Below are 17,604 nucleotides of genomic sequence, written 5' to 3' on the forward strand. Positions count from 1 at the left end.
GCGCCCGCCTAGGCTGACAGGGTGATCGTGACGCTGACCAATGCTCCGCGCGACTACGCCTGGGGTTCGAGTACTCTCATCGCCGACCTCGAGGGCCGTGCGCCGTCGGGCCGGCCCGAGGCCGAGACCTGGTTCGGCGACCATCCGGCGTCTCCGGCGCTCGTCGGCGCACCGGGGTCCCCGACGCTCGACGCGTGGCTGACGGCGCGCGGCGAACGCCCCCTCCCGTATCTGCTGAAGCTCCTCGCCGCCGCGGCGCCCCTCTCGATCCAGGTGCACCCGTCGAAGGCCGAGGCCGAGGCCGGGTTCGCCGCGGAGGAGGCGTCGGGGCTCGCGCGCGATGACGCGGCGCGCAACTACCGCGACGACAATCACAAGCCCGAGATCCTGGTGGCGCTGAGCGCCCGATTCGACGCGCTGGCAGGGCTGCGGCCGGTCGCGGCATCCCGGGCTCTCGTCGAGGCGCTCGGTGTCTCCGCTCTCGCCGACCGGCTCGCCGGGAAGGACGATGCCGACGTGCTCGCCGCCGTGCTCGCGTGGGTGCTGGGCGAGGGTGACGAGGTCGCCGCCGCGGTCGGTGCGGCGCTGCAGTCCCCGGATGCCGCGGCCCGCGCGGCGTTCGCCGCCGAGCCCACCGCGAGCCTCGAGGCCCTCACCCGCGTCGCGGCGATGAATCCGGGCGACCCCGGCGTCGTGGTCGCGCTGCTCATGAACCACGTGTCTCTCGGCACCGGCGAGGCCGTCTACCTGCCGGCCGGCATCCTGCACGCCTACCTGTCGGGCCTCGGGGTGGAACTGATGGCCGCGAGCGACAATGTGCTGCGGGGCGGGTTGACGCCGAAGCACATCGACGTCGCCGAACTGCTGCGCATCGTCGACACCCGTCCGTCGGCGCCACCGTTGCTGGCGCCTGTCGTGTCCGGCGCGGTGCGACGCTACGCGCCGGCGATCCCCGACTTCGCGCTCACCCGGGTGAGCCTCGAGGGCGGTGCGGTCGAGGTGCCGATCTCGGGGCCGGCGATCGTGCTGGCGACGGCCGGGACCCCGTCGGTCGCGGGCGGTGAGGCCGCGACCTCCATCGCTCTCGTCCCCGGGGGCGCGGTGTTCCTGACAGCCGATGAGTCCGTCGTCCGGCTGTCGGGCGTGGGTGAGGCGTTTGTGGCTGAGCCGGGTGGGAACGCGGGCTGAAACCTCTGCCAGACCGGCGCGTCGCAAACCTTCGACTCATGGTTGAGTGTTTATGATCCGCGACTTGACCAATCCGAATGACACCGCTGTAATTTACATACGCGCTTCGGGTGGACGCGGAGGGGAGAACGAGATGTCGGCATCGCAGTACCGATCGAGTGTTCCCGGCAACTGGTTCGTCGATCCGGTGTTCCTGGGCGTCCCGGGCGTACGCCGCCCCGAGGTCGACGACGACAATCCGCTCTCGTGGCAGACGGACGCTCTCTGCTCGCAGACGGACCCCGAGGCGTTCTTCCCCGAGAAGGGCGGATCGACCCGCGACGCCAAGCGCATCTGCTCCACCTGCGACGTCCGCGGCGAATGCCTCGACTACGCGCTCGAGAACGACGAACGCTTCGGCATCTGGGGCGGGCTGAGCGAGCGGGAGCGCCGCAAGCTCAAGCGTCGCGCCTGACCTCCACCCAATGCGGCGCCGCTCGGCGCGGCGCGGGGGAGTGCGTCGACGCTCACCTAGGCTGACCACGTCATGCCCGACCGTGTCCACGCTCTCCTCGTCGTCCGCCCCGACGGGCGCGTCCCGGCCGCGGCGCATCTTCGCGCCACGCTCGACGCGCTCTCCCGGCAGACCCGTCAGATCGACGCGCTGACCATCGTCGTGTGCGGTGGAACCGGCGAAGTGCTCGACATCGCCGGGACCTCCGGTGCCGAAGGCGTCATCACGGCGGGGTCGGCCGTCTCGTTCGCGGAGGCCCTGCGGCTCGCGACTGCGCGCCTCTCGGGCGACGCGGTGTGGCTTCTCGCGCAGGACACCGCCCCCGCCCCCGATGCTCTCGCGCGCCTGGTCGGCGCGTTGGAGATCTCCCAGACGGTCGCGGCCGTCGCCCCGAAGGTCGTGAGCGCCGACGACACCGCGCTCATCGTCTCGCTCGGAGAGACCCTCACCCACGGTGGGCGCCGTATCGGCCTGGCGGACGACGAACTCGACCAGGGCCAGCATGACCACGTGGAAGACGTGCTCGGCGCCGACGTGCGCGGCATCCTCGTGCGCACCTCGGTGTGGCGGGCGCTCGACGGTCTCGACGACGCGCTCGCCGGTGCCGACGAGGGGCTGGACCTCGGCATCCGGGCCCGACTCGCCGGGCATCGCGTGACCGTGCAGCCCCGCGCCGTGGTCGCGGTGGCGGGTGATGGTGTCGCCGGTCTGCCGAGCCCCGACACCCGTCGTCGCCGTCGGCTTCGGGCGTTCGCGACCCGCACGGCCCAACTGCATCGGCGCCTCGCGTACGCCCCCGCGGGGGCCGTCCCGCTCCACTGGCTGACCCTGCTCCCGATCACTCTGTGGCGCACGGTGATGCACCTGGTGGCCAAGAGCCCGGCGCTCGTGCTCCCCGAATGGGGTGCGGGTCTCGTCGCCGCCTGGCGGCCCGCCGCGCTCGCCCGGTCGCGTTCACGCATCCGCCGCGCGCGGGTGGCTGCGTGGTCGTCTCTGTCGTTGCTGCGCATCTCCCGCTCGGACCTGCGAACGCGGGTCGAGGCCGACGGTGATCCGGATGCCGCGGCCCGCCCGACGCGCGAGGAGCTGCGCTTCTTCGCGGGTGGCGGAGCCTGGGTCGTGCTGGCCGCGCTCGTGGTCTCCATCGCGGCATTCCCGGCTCTGCTGGCCTGGCCCACGCTCGGCGGAGGAGCACTGGCTCCGCTGTCATCGACGCTCTCGCAGCTCTGGGCGAACGCGTTGTACGGCGCCCATTCGGTCGGATTGGACGCCGCGATCCCCTCCGATCCGTTCTCCGCCCTGCTCGCGCTGATCGGAACCCTCTCTCCCGGGGCACCGTCGCGCGCGCTGGTCGTGCTCTGGATCGCCGCGCTGCCGCTCGCTGCTCTCGGCGGCTGGTTCGCCGCCACCCGGATCACCTCCCGCGACTCGCTGCGCATCCTCGGTGCGGTGCTGTGGGCGCTCGCACCCACCTTCCTGGTGGCGCTCGTCGATGGTCGGCCGGCGGCATTGATCGCGCACCTCGCCCTCCCGTGGCTGCTCTACGCCGGCGCGGTGGCGCATCGGTCGTGGGCCTCCGCCGGCACGGCCTCCCTCGTGATGGTGGTGGTCTGGGCGGCGTCGCCGTCCCTCGCTCCTGCGCTCGTGGCGCTGTGGGTGCTGGCCGTCATCTCCACAGTGGTCGCGCGCGGGGGGCGGGGTGTCGCGCAGGTCGTGTGGACGATCATCCCGGCCGTCGTCGTCTTCCTGCCCCTCGCCTGGGCACAGATCAACGCCGGCACTCCGTGGGGCCTCCTGGCCGACCCGGGCATCACCGTCTCCGGTGGGGCGAGCGCGGATGCCGCGGGTCGCCTGGCGCTCGTGGCCGGATTCCCCGTGGATGGACTCGGGGGGTGGGAGCAGCTCGTCTCCGCTCACCTGCCCGGGCTCCCCACGTGGGCGCCGGCGCTGCTCCTGGCCCCGCTCGCGATCGTGGCGCTGGCCTCGCTGCTCACGCCGCGCTGGTTCGTGGGGGCCGCGGCCCTCATCCTCGTGGTCCTCGGTCTCGGCACGGCGTTCCTCGCCGTCGGGGTGAGCGTCGCGTTCGCCGCCGACGGCACGCCCGTCGCGCTGTGGCCGGGCGCGGCTCTCAGTCTGGCGTGGGCGGGGGTCGTCGGCGCTGCGCTCGTCACGCTCGATGCCGGGCTGCCGGTCCGGGCCGCGGCGGCACGCGGCGTCACGATCGCCGTCCTGGTCGTGCTCGGCGCGGCAGCCGTCCTGCCGCTGCTCGCGTCCGAGCGGCGTGGCGCGCTCGAGATCACCAACGGCCCCGACTCGACGGTGCCCGCCTTCGTCGACGCGCAGACCCGTACCACGCCGAACGTCGCGACCGCCGTCGTCACTCCGCTCTCCTCGGGAGCGATCTCTCTCGACGTCGTCTGGAACGGCGGCGCCACCCTCGACGGCCAGTCGACCCTGCTCGCCACGCGTACGTCGGCGTCCGGGGCGTCCGTCCAGTTCGCCGGTCTGGTCGTCGACACACTCTCCTCCGGCGCCGACGCTCCGCTCGCGGCGCTCGCCTCCGCCGGTGTGGGATACATCCTCATCCCGACGCTGCCGGGCTCTGAGACCGACGCGGCTCGCGCGACCCGTCTCGCCGCAGCCGCCGCCCTGAACCAGAACGCGCAGCTCGCGGATGTCGGCCTCACTCCCAAGGGGGAGCTCTGGGCCGTGCGCGCCGGGGTCGTGCCCCGAGCGGATGCCGCGGCATCCGTCACCGCCACTGCCACGCTGGTCGGGGTGGGGCAGCTCGCCATCGTCGTCATCGCGCTGCTGCTCTCGCTGCCGACCGCCGCGTCTCGGCGACTCGCCCGCCAGACCCCGCGTGTCGTGGGTCCGCGCGCTCGGGAGGACGACCGATGACCCGCGAACGCGTCGTGTTCTGGGCGGCCACGTCCACGCGTCTGATCGTGGGCGCCGCCGTCGCCGTGGCGCTCGTCCTCGCCGTGGGTGTCGCCGCGGCTGCGCCCTGGCCGATCGTCGCCGCGGACAAGTCGGCCGTCACGGCGGCCCCGGCCGCATCCTCGACGACGCTCGCGTGCACCGGCCCGCTCATCGGGGTGGGGCGCAGCTCCACCGACATCGCGGCCTTCGACAACGCGGGTCCGGTCGCGGTGACGACGGCGTCGGCCTCGGGCGGCGACCCGGTCCTCGGACGGGTCTCCAGTCCGGCGGTGCCCGGCTCCGCGCCGGCCACGATCACTCAGGCGCCGGCCAACGGCGCTCGCGTCGGCGTGGCCGCCGCACAGTCCGGCTCGGTGAGCGCCGACGATCTGCGCGGATTCGCCGCCAGCGCCTGCACCTCGTCTCGCTCCCAGCAGTGGCTCGTGGGCGGTGCCGCGACGACCGGATACGCCGATGTCGTGGTGCTCACCAACCCCGAGGACGTACCGGCCACGGTCGACATCACGGCCTACGGCTCGCAGGGCGCGCTGAGCCCGACCGGCGGTCAGAACCTCGTCGTCCCGGCGCGATCCCAGCGCGTGCTGCCGCTTGCCGGCCTCGTGCCCGGCGAAGAGGCTCCGGTGCTGCGCGTGAGCGCCACGGGCGCCGCCATCGTCGCCGCCCTGCAGTCGAGTCTCACCCGCACCCTGCTCCCTGGTGGGATCGACCAGATCACCGCGACAGCGGAGGCAGCGACACGGGTCGTGATCCCCGGAGTGACGATGCCGTCATCGGCCGTCGGCGCCCAGGGCTCGTCGCCGGTGACGGTGCTGCGCGCCCTCTCAGCCGACGTCGCGACGACGGCGACCGTGACGGTCGCGGCGGTCGGCGGCGGCCAGCTCTCGACACGGCAGATCCCGCTCGCGGCCGGGATCCCCACCGAGCTGGAGCTTCCGGGCCTCGCGGCCGGAAGCGTCACTGTGACCGTCACCGCGTCCGCCCCGGTCGTCGCCGCCGTGTGGCAGGCCACCGGACTCGGTGAGGGTTCGGATTTCGCGTGGTACTCCGCGGCGCCGAGCCTCACCGACGATGCGATCGTCGCCGTCGCGGCAGGCCCGTCACCGGTGCTCACCATCGCAGCGGGCGAGGCCGCGGCATCCGTCACGCTCACTCCGACATCGGGCGGCTCGGCGACCACCGTGTCCGTTCCCGCGTCCGGGTCCGTCGCCGTCCCGGTGGTCAGCGGCGCCGGTTACGTGCTGTCGGCGAGCGCGCCCGTGAGCGCGAGCGTAGGCTACAGCGCCACCGGGCAGCTGGCGTCCTACCCGGTGGCGGCGTCGGCCAGCCAGACCGCGCAGGTCACGGTCATCGTCGATCGCTGAGACAGCTCAGAGGAAACGGAACCGCTCGGGCCCGAGATCCCACGGATCGCGATCGAGGTACTCTGCGGCCGCACGGAACACGCAGCTCTCGACGATCATGCGCCGGTGGTGCTCGTCGTTTCGATGGAGCCTGCTCATCCGCTCGATGGGAAGCCGATAGAGCACGATGCGCTTCTGCGTCGCATCGACGCTCCACCGCGGCACTCCGGTCGGCGTCTCGGCGGACGGCAGGTCCGCGATCTCGAACCGCACCTCCCGCAGCTCCTCCCATGCGCCGCGCAGGAATTCCGCGGTGCTCCCGACAGCGAGGTCGAAGCGGTCGACACGCGTCTCGAGCGGGGGAAGCGGCGGGCGGACGACGGCGCTGCGGCCCTCGCGGCCGTGTCGTCCGTGCCGGCTGGGCAGCGCACGGGCACTGCGGCGGGAACGTCGACGCATCATTCGGCTAGCCTAACGAGCCGTCGGCCGCACCGATTTGTCCCCCGATCTACCTACAGACAGGTCACAGGGTCGCCCGTAACCTACGGTCGGGGCGTACTTTGACCATGCTCGGGGATAAGGGGTGGCGTGGGCTCGCTCAGGCAACGAGTCGTTGCCGCCGTCCTCGCGGTGTCGGTGATCGGAATGGGACTGGTGGCGCTGATAAGCGCGCCCGCCACCGCCTCCTCACGCGCCGCAACGACGGTTTCCGCGAAGTGTGACGCCGACGTCGTCTTCATCGGCGTGCGCGGCACGGGAGCGCCGGCCGGCACCGATTCGGGCGACGGTGGGCGCACGTGGAACGACGGCGGATTCGGCCAGGTCGCGGGGCTCGCGGCGCGGTTCACGATGGATGCCTCGGCCTCCGGGACGACCGCCTGGGTCGAGAGCCTCGACTACCCGGCGTCGCTGGACGGCTTCTACCTCGGCAGCATGAACGAAGGCGCGCGGGCGCTGAAGGCCGAGCTGGACGAACTCGCCGGCTGCGCCACTCCGCCCAAGGTCGTGCTCGCCGGTCACTCCCAGGGTGCGCACGTCATCCTGCAGACCCTTGCGCCGCAGAACGAGTTCGGCGCGGCCAGCGGATTCAGTCTCACCGCGCAGGAGCGCGCGATGATCACGGGTGTCGTGCTGTTCGGCGATCCGAGCTACGTGCCCGGCGAGCCGTGGAATGCTCCCGGTTCCGGCACCGGATGGGGTATCTTCCCTCGCAGGGCCGAAAGCCTCGCGATGCTCGCTCAATACACCTGGGAAGACACCCCTGCGGGAGCGAGCCAGCCGCAGACGACCTCCAAGATCCGCTCGTACTGCGTCGCGGGAGATGCATTCTGCCAGAGCGGTCTTGCCCCCAACGCGATCGAGCTCCACAACGAGTACATGGTGGATTTCACGAATGACGCTTATGCCTTCCTCCAACGCACGCTCCGCGCGCACTGACGGCTCGGTACCGTCCCTCGCGACGCACCTGCGTGTGGCGCGGGCCACCGGCATCCTTCTCGTCGTGCAGCTGCTGGTCGCCGCGGCGGGCTCGTTCTTCGCCTGGTCGACCTGGTGGCTGTCGCCGTCGTGCGCCCCGGGCTGCAGCACGGCGCCGGTCTACTGGAACACCGTGGTCTACACGATCGTCGCGGTCGTGCTGTGGCTCGTCGCCGCGGCGGGAGCGGTGGCGTTCAAGGCGCACGGTGCGCGCACCGTGTGGTTTCCGATCGCAGGCTCTGCGATCACGGCGGTGCTCGCGCTCGCCGTGTATCTCTGGAACGTCGCGGCCTTCGGCGGCTGAGCCCGGCGCGGCAGCGTCGGGCGATGCGCGACCGCGCGTAGGGTCGAGCCGTGCGAGGGCGACTGTGTTCGAAGATCGGGTGCGCCCGGGAAGCCGTCGCGACGCTGACCTACGACTACGGCGACCGGATGGCCGCTCTCGGCCCGCTGGGACGCGCGGGTGATCCGCACGCGCACGACCTGTGCGCGGCGCACACCGAACGCCTGTCGGTGCCGCAGGGGTGGGTCGTGCTGACCCACGACGCGCTGGCCCGCTGACACCGACTCGTCACGTCGCGTTCTTTTTTGATTCACTCAAAAACAGCGCTAGCGTTGGGGGTGTGCCCCACATACACGACAGCGACGCGGATGCCGCCATCCGGCGAGCGGGGCTGCGGGTCACCGAGACACGGCGCGCGGTGCTCGCCGCCGTGCGCCCGGACGAGCACCTCGGCGCCGACGACGTGTTCGCGCGCGTGCGCGACGCACTGCCCGGCACGAGTCTGCAGTCGGTCTACAACGCGCTCGGCGACCTCAGCGGCGCGGGACTCCTGCGACGCATCGAGCCCGCCGGCCACCCCGGGCGCTACGAACGGCGGGTGGCCGACAACCACCACCATCTCGTCTGCCGCTCGTGCGGGCGCATCGAGGACGTCGACTGTGTGATCGGCGAGGCGCCCTGCCTCCAGCCCGACGACACGCGCGGCTTCGTGCTCGACACCGCCGACGTGACCTTCTGGGGCTTGTGCGCCGCGTGCGCCGCCCCCGCAGACATCCCCCAGACCCCCACGAAAGGAACGAGATGACCGACATCACGACCGGCTGCCCGGTGCCCCACGACGGCGCCGATGAGACGCGCCTTCCCGTCGGATCCGCCCCCGGCGACAGCGCACCCGAGGGGCGCCTTCCCTCGCCGACCGCGGGCGACGCGAACCGCGTGTGGTGGCCCGAGCGCCTGAACCTGCGCATCCTCGCGAAGAACCCCGCGGTCGCGAACCCGGTGGGCGAGGAGTTCGACTACAAGGCGGCGTTCGAGGCGCTCGACCTCGCCGCTGTGAAGGCCGACATCGCGAAGGTGCTCACCACCTCCCAGGACTGGTGGCCGGCCGACTTCGGCAACTACGGTCCGCTCATCATCCGCATGGCATGGCACAGCGCCGGCACCTACCGCATCTTCGACGGCCGCGGCGGCGCCGGGGCCGGGCAGCAGCGCTTCGCGCCCCTGAACAGCTGGCCCGACAACGTCAATCTCGACAAGGCGCGGCGCCTGCTGTGGCCGGTCAAGAAGACCTACGGCCAGTCGATCTCCTGGGCCGACCTCCTGATCCTCGCCGGCAACGTCGCGCTCGAGGAGATGGGCTTCCGCACGTTCGGCTACGCCGGCGGGCGCGTCGACGTCTGGGAGCCCGACGACGACGTCTACTGGGGGCCCGAGACCACCTGGCTCGGTGACGAGCGCTATTCGGGCGACCGCGACCTGGAGAAGCCCCTCGCCGCCGTGCAGATGGGTCTCATCTACGTCAACCCCGAAGGTCCCAACGGCGAGCCCGACCCGCTGAAGTCGGCCCGCGACATCCGCGAGACGTTCCGCCGCATGGCGATGAACGACGAGGAGACGGTGGCCCTCATCGCCGGCGGCCACACCTTCGGCAAGACGCACGGGGCAGCCCCCGACACGACCGTCGGGGAGAACCCCGAGGGTGCGCCGCTCGAGCAGCAGGGCCTCGGTTGGAAGAACACGCACGGCACCGGCACGGGCGACGATACGATCTCCAGCGGGCTCGAGGTCACTTGGACCTATCACCCGACGCGCTGGGACAACGAGTTCTTCCACATCCTCTACGGCTACGAGTGGGAGCTCTTCAAGAGCCCCGCGGGTGCGTGGCAGTGGCGTCCGAAGGACGGCGCCGGAAGCGACCTCGTACCGCTCGCGCACTCCGACGGCCGTCGCGAGCCCCGCATGCTCACCAGCGACCTGGCGCTGCGCTTCGATCCTGAGTACGACAAGATCTCGCGTCGCTTCGCCGCCGACCAGGACGCCTTCTCCGACGCCTTCGCGCGCGCCTGGTTCAAGCTCACCCACCGCGACATGGGTCCCAAGGTGCGCTACCTCGGCCCCGAGGTGCCCGCCGAGGAGCTCATCTGGCAGGACCCGGTGCCCGCCGTCGATCACGAACTGATCGACGGGGCGGACGCGGCATCCCTCAAGGAGAAGATCCTCGCCTCCGGGCTCACCGTGTCCGAGCTCGTCTCCACCACGTGGGCGGCGGCGTCGACCTTCCGTGGCGGCGACAAGCGCGGCGGCGTGAACGGTGCGCGCATCCGCCTCGCGCCTCAGAAGGACTGGGAGATCAACAACCCCGCCCAGCTGCAGAAGGTGCTCGCCGTTCTCGAGGGCATCAAGGCGGCGTTCGACGCCGATGCGCCCGCGGGCAAGCGCGTCTCGCTCGCCGATCTGATCGTGCTCGCCGGCAATGCCGGTGTCGAGAAGGCCGCGCGCGAGGGCGGCGTCGAGGTCGAGGTGCCGTTCCACCCGGGACGCACGGACGCGAGCGTCGAGCAGACCGACGCCGAGTCGTTCGAGTACCTCGAGCCCGCGGCCGACGGTTTCCGCAACTACCAGCGCCGCGGACTGACGCTGCGCGGCGAGTATCTGCTGATCGACAAGGCGAACCTGCTCACCCTCAGCGCGCCGGAGACCACCGTGCTGGTGGGCGGTCTGCGTGTGCTCGGTGCCAACTGGGACGGCTCGGCGCACGGCGTGCTGACCGACCGGGTCGGCGTGCTCACGAACGACTACTTCGTGAACCTGCTCGACCTCGGCACCACGTGGGCTCCGATCGATCCCGGCTCGCACGCCTTCCAGGCGACGTCGGATGGCTCGGGCGAGGCCCTCTGGACGGCGACCCGCGCCGACCTGGTGTTCGGCTCGAACTCGGAGCTGCGTGCGGTCGCAGAGGTCTACGCGAGCGACGACGCGACCGAGAAGTTCGTGCGCGACTTCGTCGCGGCCTGGACGAAGGTCACCGAGCTCGACAGGTTCGACCTCGTCTGAGCCACGACGCGCGGCGGCCCGCTCCCTTCGGAGCGGGCCGCCGTTCGACTACTCTGGGGTGATGATCCCGCCCTCCGGCCTCACCGCCGCCGGCGACGGAGAACAAGGACGACACCTCGCATGACTTCCCGCATCCTCGTGGTCGATGACGACACCGCGCTCGCCGAGATGATCGGCATCGTGCTGAACACCGAGGGATTCGACGCGGAGTTCTGCGCCGACGGCGGTGCGGCCGTCGCCGCCTGGCGGTCGGTGCAGCCTGATCTGGTGCTGCTCGACCTGATGCTGCCGGGCATGGACGGCATCGAGATCTGCACGCGCATCCGCGAGGAGAGCGGGGTGCCGATCATCATGCTCACCGCACGCACCGACACCGCCGACGTCGTGCGCGGACTCGAGTCGGGCGCCGACGACTACATCGTGAAGCCCTTCAACCCGAAGGAGCTCGTCGCCCGTATCCGCACCCGGCTCCGGCCGACTCCCGCCGCTCCGAGCGAATCGTTGCGCATCGGCGATCTGACCATCGACGTCGCCGCGCACGAGGTGCGCCGCGGTGACGCTCCGATCGCGCTCACCCCGTTGGAGTTCGAACTGCTGACGGCGCTCGCCGGCAAGCCGCAGTTGGTCTGGTCGAGGGAGATGCTCCTCGAGCAGGTGTGGGGATACCACTACAAGGCCGATACGCGGCTCGTCAACGTCCACGTGCAGCGTCTGCGCGCCAAGGTCGAGCGCGACCCCGACAACCCGCGCATCGTGACCACGGTGCGCGGTGTGGGCTACCGCGCCGGCGCGATCGTGTGACGACATGAGCGGGTCCGCGCAGCGTTCGCCGGTCGATCGTCTGCTGGTCGCGTTGCGCGGGTGGCGGGAATGGCCGCGTCAGCTCGCCGGCGTGTGGCGCCACTCGCTTCGGGTGCGCACCGTCGTCGCGACCGTCGCCCTCACCGCGCTCGCCGTGATCGCGGCGTGCGTCGGGCTCGCCCTCGCCATCCAGAACGACCTGTTCCAGTCCCGGTTGCAGCAGGCGCTCGGTGACGCGAGCCGCGCGCGCATCGAGGCGCAGCGCACGCTCGACTCGTCAGAGACGCAGGGCGACAGCGTGAACGTGCGCAACCTGATGAACAGCGTGCTCGTCACGCTGTCGCGTCAGTCCTCGAGCGATCTGATCGCCGCGTTCCGCACCGACACCGCGCCCTCCTCGATCGCGCCCCTCGACTTCACCTCCACCGGCTTCCCGACGAGCGCCCCGTCCCCCGAGCTGCGGTCGCAGGTGCAGAGCAGCTCCAGCGCGCAGTTCTGGCAGTCGGTTCCGGTGACGCTGGCCAACGGCTCGACGGTTCCCGGCATCGTGGTGGGCCAGCAGCTGACGGTGCCCGGGGTCGGCGCATACGAGTTCTACATCGCCTACGACCTGAGCGCCGCCGCGCAGACCCTCGCGTTCGTGCAGGGCATCCTCTGGATCGTCGGCTTCGCGCTCGTCGCCATCATCGCGGGCATCTCCTGGCTCGTGCTGCGCTCGATCACCGTGCCGGTCGCGCAGGCCGCGGAGACCAGCGCCAAACTTGCCTCCGGCGACCTCGACGTGCGCCTGAACGTGCGGGGAGCCGATGAGCTCGCGACGCTCGGTCGGTCGTTCAACGCGATGGCCGACAGCATCCAGTCGCAGATCAAGGAACTCGCCGACCTCTCCCTCGTGCAGCAGCGCTTCGTGTCGGATGTGTCGCACGAGCTGCGAACACCGCTGACGACCATCCGGCTCGCCTCCGATGTGCTCGCCGACCGGCGCGACGACTTCGAGCCGGCGGCCGCGCGTGCCGCCGAGCTGCTCTCGACCCAGGTCCAGCGATTCCAGGTCCTCCTCGACGACCTGCTCGAGATCAGCCGGTATGACGCCGGTTCGGTGCAGCTGGAACGCGAGCCCACGAGCATCGCCCAGCTCGCCGAGGACGTGATCGGCTCGATGCAGCAGCTCGCCGACCAGCGGGGGAGCGAGGTGCGGCTCGTCGCGCCCGGCGGCTACTCCCTCGTCGATCTCGATCCTCGACGGGTGCGTCGCATCGTGCGCAATCTGCTCGGCAACGCCATCGAACACGGTGAGGGGCGTCTGATCGTCGTCACGGTCGACAGCAATCAGGATGCTGTCGCCCTCGGTGTGCGCGACTACGGTCTCGGCATGCGGCCCGAGGACGTCGAGCGCGTGTTCGACCGGTTCTGGCGTGCGGATCCGTCCCGGCGGCGCACGATCGGCGGCACCGGCCTCGGCCTGTCGATCTCCCTCGGCGACGCGCGGCTGCACGGCGGCACTCTCGCCGTGTGGTCGGACCTCGGACGCGGGAGCAACTTCGTCCTCACCCTCCCTCGCCGCGACATCGACGGGGAGCTCGTGTCGCCGGTCGTCGTGGACGTGTCCGACGAGACCTCCGTGCTCGACAGTCTCGGTCTCACCGAGCCGATCGCGGTGCTCGCCCCCGAGCGTGACGCGAAGGAGAAGCGATGAGGCGCGGCATCCACTCACTCGTGCTCGTCGGCGCGCTGACTCTCGCGCTCGTCGGGTGCGCGGGACTGCCCATGACGGGAGCCGTGCACGAGGGGCTCTCGAGCACCGCCGAGCCCGATGTGCCCGACGTGCAGTTCAAGCCGAACGGTCCGCAGGTCGGCGCGACCCCCGAGCAGATCGTGGACGGCTTCCTCAACGCCGGCTCCGGACCCGCCGGCGGGTGGGCCACGGCGCGGGAGTTCCTCACGGGCACGGCAGTGGACAGCTGGCGCCCGGATGCGGGGGCGACCGTCGACGTGCTCTCCGCACGCTCGATCGCCGTCGCGTCGTCGGATCAGAGCTCGGCGACCGTCACCGTCTCGCTCTCGCCGACCGCGACGGTCGACGGCGAGGGCGCCTACACGGCGGTCGCCGAGGCCGCTGCTCCGCCGCTCACGTTCACTCTCACCAAGCTGCCGGCGGGGTGGCGCATCACCTCGGCCCCGAACGGCATCGTGCTCGATCAGGACCTCTTCAAGAGCGTCTTCCGCGCTTACTCGCTCATGTACTACGACCCGACCTGGACGTTCCTCGTGCCGGACGTGCGCTGGTTCCCGACCCTCAACGCGTCGACGCGCATCGCCGCGGCCCTCATCAACGGACAGCCGAGCCCCTGGCTCGCCAAGAGCGTCGTCTCGGCGTTCCCGGAGACGGTGTCGCTGGGGAGCCCCTCGGTGCCGGTCGTGAACGGTGTCGCGCAGGTGGACCTCAAGGAGTCGGCTCTCACGTCGGATCAGACCACGCTGTCGCGCATGCAGGCACAGCTCACCGACAGTCTCGCCTCGACCGGGCAGGTGACGTCGGTGACACTCTCGATCGCCGGTTCGGCCCTCGACGTGACTCCGGCGCCCTCGCGTGACACCCGCGTCGACTCCCGCACTCTCGCCCTCACCGCCAAGGGCTTCGGCTTCATCGCCGCCGGGCAGGTCGACGAGCTGCCCGGCGTCTCGGCGGCGGTGGCCGCTCTCTCCCCGCGTTCGGTGGAGCTGAGCGACGACCGGACGACGGCGGCGGTGCTGGCGGGCAACGGCGCGGTGACCCGGGTGGATGCCGCCGGCCCCGCAGCCCTCGACCAGCGCGCCGGACTCATCGCGCCGTCGATCGATCCGTTCGGCTACATCTGGAGTGTCCCGCAGACGTCGCCGTCCGCGCTCGTCGCGGCGGGGACGGGGGCGACGCGCATCGCGATCTCATCGCCGTGGGGAGGTGCGAGCCGCGTGGACGCGCTCCAGGTCTCGCGCGACGGCACACGCATCGCTGCGCTCGTCATCTCGGGGGGCCGGTCGGTCCTCATGGTCGCCGGCGTCGTGCGCGACGCGCAGGGGGTTCCGAAGTCGCTGGGTGACGCCGTCACACTGCTGAGCTTCCCGGCGGGCGCGAGCGACGTCGCCTGGCTCGACGAATCGACGCTCGGAGTGATCTCGGGCAGCGGCTCGACGGCGCAGTTCGCCACCGTGCAGATCGGCGGCGTCGCCACGACCGTCGACGCCCCGCCGGGAGCCGTGGCCATCGCCGGCGTGAACGTGCCGACCATCGCCCGTGTGCTCGATTCCAACGGCACCGTGTTCATCCGATCCGGTACGACCTGGCAGCAGGACAGCACGGGCGTCTCGGTGCTGGGCACCCAGCAGGGGTCGCCGCTGACGAGCCCCTGATTCCTCCCCCGCACGGATCTGGAGCGCGGTGTCCTCCGTCTCGCCGGACCCGCACGCGCGCCCGGCGGGTGTCTCGGAGGATCGTCGCATGACGATGAGCGGATGGGCGGAAGCGCGCTGGCTGGTGCGTGAGGCGTTCGCGGATGCCGCGGCCCTCGCCTTTCCCGTGCGGTGCGCCGGGTGCGGCGCAGACGGCCGGGTTCTGTGCGCCGCGTGTCGGGTCGCGCTCGTGCCGCGCGTCTCTCGACGCACTCTCGAGGGCGGTCTGAGCGTGTGGAGCGGGGGAGAGTTCGACGGGATGCCCGCGCGGGTGCTGCGGGCGGCGAAACAGACCGGGCAGGGTGCTCTCGCGGCGGGCCTTGCGCCTCTGCTTCGCGCATCCGCCGAGGCTGCGGCGTCTTCGGCTGCGGTCGATGTGATCGTCCGCGTCCCGAGCTCTCGCGCCGCTGTGCGCCGGCGCGGCTTCGTTCCGCTCGAGCAGATCGCGGCGCGCGCCCGGCTGTGCACGACGGGAGGGCTGCGTGTCGTGCGCCCGGTAGCCGATCAACGCGGTCTCGACGAGGCATCCCGTCATCGCAACGCCGAGGGGAGCATGCGCGTGCGGCGCGTGGTGGCCGGGCTGCGCGTGCTCGTCGTCGATGACGTCGTCACGACCGGAGCGACGCTGCACGAGGCCGCCGCGGCCCTGCGGGCTGCGGGTGCGGTCAGCGTCGTCGCGGCGACCGTGCTGCAGACCCCGCGGCGGCGCTGATCAGCGTGTGCCCCAGTTGTAGGACTGCTTGCGCAGCTCGAGATAGACGAAGGTCTCCGAGCTGAGCACACCGGGGAGGGTGCGGATGCGGGAGTTCAGCAGCTCGCTGAGTTCGGCGTCGGACTCGCAGACGACCTCGATGACGATGTCGAAGCTGCCCGCGGTGAGGACCACGTAGTCGACGGCTTCGAGCTTCTCGAGCGCGGCCGCGACGATGCGGGTGTCTCCGCTGACCCGCAGGCCGACGAGAGCCTGACGCGGGAACCCGACCTGCAGCGGGTTGGTGACGGCGACGATCTGCATGACGTCGCTGTCGATCAGCTTCTGCACGCGCTGGCGCACTGCCGCCTCGCTGAGCCCCACCGCGGCGCCGATGCGCGCGTAGGAGCGCCGGCCGTCCTCCTGCAGCTGCTCGATGATCAGCTTGGATGTCTCGTCGAGCGCGTCGCGTCCGGCCATGCTCCTCCTCCGCGGTCGAGGTCGTGGACTCCACGCTACTGCGGATTCCGACGCTCGGAAGGGTACCGGAATCGCGATACATGTGAAATCTATGTTTCAGCCGACGATATCCGTAGTCTTTCGCCATAGTTGCTGACAGGATCGGGAGTCCCGAGAGAGTTCCGCACCGCACAGAGGAGTCATCATGCCCCGAGGTCCGCTGCCCGAAGATCCCACCGTTCGCGCGCTCATCGCGCAGGCGCGTGCGTCCCAACTCACCCGCCGTGGCTTCGTCGCCGGCGTCGGCGGGCTCTCGCTCGCCGCCTTCCTCGCCGCCTGCACCGGGCGCGTCGGCGGCGGCACCGGCGGTGCGTCGCCCAGCCTGACGCCCGCCACCGACATGTCCGACACCGTCAAGCAGCTCACCTGGGCGAACTGGGCCTTCTATCTCGACGAGGACGACAAGGGCGGCTACCCGACCCTCGAGGCCTTCCAGAAGGACACCGGCATCACCGTCAACTACGACGTCGCCGTCGACGACAACAACACGTACTTCGCCAAGGTTCGCGACCAGCTCGCGCTCGGCCAGGGGATCGGCGCGGACACCGTCTGCCTCACCGACTGGATGGCCGGCATCTGGATCCAGTCCGGGTTCACCCAGGCGCTCGACAAGTCGAAGCTCCCGAACGTCAGCGCCAACCTCGCGGCGAGTCTGCAGAACCCCGGATTCGATCCCGGTCGCGCGAACTCCGTGCCGTGGCAGACCGGCTTCGCGGGCGTCGCATGGAACAAGGAGAAGGTGCCCAACGGCATCAAGACCCTCGACGATCTGTGGGACCCGGCGTTGAAGGGGCGCGTCGGCGTGCTCAGTGAGATGCGCGACACGATCGGCCTGATCATGCTCAGCCAGGGCGTCGATCCGTCGAGCTCGAGCTGGGGCGATGACCAGTTCAACAACGCGCTCGACGCCTTCCAGAAGCAGGTGACCGACGGTCAGATCCGCAACATCAAGGGCAACTCCTACGCGGACGACCTGAAGAACGAGGACACCCTCGCCGCCATCGTGTGGTCGGGCGACATCTCGTCGATCAACGCGGAGGTGGGGGACAAGTTCGAGTTCGCTCTGCCCGAGTCGGGCGGCACCCTGTGGGCCGACAACTTCCTCATCCCGATCGGCTCGACTCAGAAGTCGAACGTCGAGAAGCTGATCGACTACTACTACCAGCCCGAGGTCGCCGCCCAGGTCGCCGCCTACGTGCAGTACGTCACCCCGGTGCAGGGCGCCCAGGAGGCCATGGCGCAGGTCGATGCGTCTCTCGTCGACGACCAGCTGATCTTCCCCGACGCGGCCACGCTCTCGAAGGCGCACATCTTCCGTCAGCTCACCAACGCCGAGCAGCAGAAGTACAACGCGGCCTTCGAAGCCGTCGGGCTCGGGGCCTGACCC

Annotated in this window: 16 protein-coding genes; 14 read left to right on the plus strand and 2 right to left on the minus strand. The window is 71.1% G+C overall.

Annotation, left to right across the window (positions count from 1 at the left end):
* Positions 1-21 precede the first annotated feature (21 nt).
* The 4 genes from manA to BGO15_RS06210 all read left to right on the plus strand — a co-directional run bounded on the left by manA (position 22) and on the right by BGO15_RS06210 (position 5,985).
* Positions 22-1,188 carry a mannose-6-phosphate isomerase, class I gene (manA, locus tag BGO15_RS06195; RefSeq protein ID WP_056518930.1) on the plus strand — a complete coding sequence of 389 codons (1,167 nt, stop codon included), beginning with the start codon at positions 22-24 and terminating at the stop codon, positions 1,186-1,188.
* 133 nt (positions 1,189-1,321) lie between these two features.
* The gene (locus tag BGO15_RS06200) at positions 1,322-1,642 is read left to right on the plus strand and encodes a WhiB family transcriptional regulator (protein WP_048808915.1); all 321 of its coding nucleotides are present in this window, start codon (positions 1,322-1,324) and stop codon (positions 1,640-1,642) included.
* Between the two features lie 72 nt (positions 1,643-1,714).
* On the plus strand, positions 1,715-4,582 hold the full coding sequence (locus BGO15_RS06205) for a glycosyltransferase (protein WP_056206493.1): 2,868 nt from the start codon (positions 1,715-1,717) through the stop codon (positions 4,580-4,582).
* A complete protein-coding gene (locus BGO15_RS06210; RefSeq protein ID WP_056518928.1) occupies positions 4,579-5,985 on the plus strand; it encodes a DUF5719 family protein in 1,407 nt (468 codons plus the stop codon). Before BGO15_RS06205 ends, BGO15_RS06210 begins: the two co-directional genes overlap by 4 nt.
* 6 nt (positions 5,986-5,991) lie before the next feature.
* Here the strand turns inward: BGO15_RS06210 and BGO15_RS06215 are convergent, their stop codons facing one another.
* Positions 5,992-6,426 (minus strand): metallopeptidase family protein, encoded by a 435-nt coding sequence (locus BGO15_RS06215; RefSeq protein ID WP_416361461.1) that lies wholly within the window; start codon positions 6,424-6,426, stop codon positions 5,992-5,994.
* Between the two features lie 126 nt (positions 6,427-6,552).
* Between BGO15_RS06215 and BGO15_RS06220 the strand changes: the two genes are divergently transcribed.
* The 9 genes from BGO15_RS06220 to BGO15_RS06260 all read left to right on the plus strand — a co-directional run bounded on the left by BGO15_RS06220 (position 6,553) and on the right by BGO15_RS06260 (position 15,719).
* Positions 6,553-7,401 carry a cutinase family protein gene (locus BGO15_RS06220; protein ID WP_048808917.1) on the plus strand — a complete coding sequence of 283 codons (849 nt, stop codon included), beginning with the start codon at positions 6,553-6,555 and terminating at the stop codon, positions 7,399-7,401.
* Positions 7,402-7,435: 34 nt separating this feature from the next.
* Positions 7,436-7,744 (plus strand): hypothetical protein, encoded by a 309-nt coding sequence (locus tag BGO15_RS06225; RefSeq protein ID WP_137877478.1) that lies wholly within the window; start codon positions 7,436-7,438, stop codon positions 7,742-7,744.
* Between the two features lie 50 nt (positions 7,745-7,794).
* On the plus strand, positions 7,795-8,001 hold the full coding sequence (locus tag BGO15_RS06230; protein WP_048808919.1) for a DUF3499 family protein: 207 nt from the start codon (positions 7,795-7,797) through the stop codon (positions 7,999-8,001).
* A gap of 62 nt (positions 8,002-8,063) precedes the next feature.
* On the plus strand, positions 8,064-8,528 hold the full coding sequence (locus BGO15_RS06235; RefSeq protein ID WP_200930831.1) for a Fur family transcriptional regulator: 465 nt from the start codon (positions 8,064-8,066) through the stop codon (positions 8,526-8,528).
* Positions 8,525-10,777: a catalase/peroxidase HPI gene (gene katG, locus BGO15_RS06240; RefSeq protein ID WP_045248278.1), complete on the plus strand. Its 2,253-nt coding sequence runs from the start codon at positions 8,525-8,527 to the stop codon at positions 10,775-10,777. Before BGO15_RS06235 ends, katG begins: the two co-directional genes overlap by 4 nt.
* Positions 10,778-10,897: 120 nt before the next feature.
* Positions 10,898-11,578 (plus strand): MtrAB system response regulator MtrA, encoded by a 681-nt coding sequence (gene mtrA, locus BGO15_RS06245; protein ID WP_056518926.1) that lies wholly within the window; start codon positions 10,898-10,900, stop codon positions 11,576-11,578.
* Between the two features lie 4 nt (positions 11,579-11,582).
* Positions 11,583-13,274, plus strand: a complete 1,692-nt coding sequence (mtrB, locus tag BGO15_RS06250) for an MtrAB system histidine kinase MtrB (RefSeq protein WP_056518924.1) — start codon at positions 11,583-11,585, stop codon at positions 13,272-13,274.
* Positions 13,271-14,968: an LpqB family beta-propeller domain-containing protein gene (locus tag BGO15_RS06255; RefSeq protein ID WP_273189641.1), complete on the plus strand. Its 1,698-nt coding sequence runs from the start codon at positions 13,271-13,273 to the stop codon at positions 14,966-14,968. The genes mtrB and BGO15_RS06255 overlap by 4 nt, the downstream gene beginning before the upstream one ends.
* Before the next feature lie 88 nt (positions 14,969-15,056).
* Positions 15,057-15,719 (plus strand): phosphoribosyltransferase family protein, encoded by a 663-nt coding sequence (locus BGO15_RS06260; RefSeq protein WP_235557390.1) that lies wholly within the window; start codon positions 15,057-15,059, stop codon positions 15,717-15,719.
* Here BGO15_RS06260 and BGO15_RS06265 read toward each other — a convergent pair whose 3' ends face one another.
* A complete protein-coding gene (locus tag BGO15_RS06265) occupies positions 15,720-16,178 on the minus strand; it encodes an Lrp/AsnC family transcriptional regulator (protein ID WP_045248283.1) in 459 nt (152 codons plus the stop codon). It lies immediately after the preceding gene.
* A gap of 184 nt (positions 16,179-16,362) precedes the next feature.
* Here BGO15_RS06265 and BGO15_RS06270 point away from each other — a divergent pair, with 184 nt between their 5' ends.
* Positions 16,363-17,601, plus strand: coding sequence for an ABC transporter substrate-binding protein (locus tag BGO15_RS06270; protein WP_045248284.1), 1,239 nt, complete (start codon positions 16,363-16,365; stop codon positions 17,599-17,601).
* The last annotated feature ends 3 nt before the right edge of the window (positions 17,602-17,604 follow it).

Source organism: Microbacterium sp. 71-23 (assembly GCF_001897265.1).
GTDB classification, from domain to species: domain Bacteria; phylum Actinomycetota; class Actinomycetes; order Actinomycetales; family Microbacteriaceae; genus Microbacterium; species Microbacterium ginsengisoli.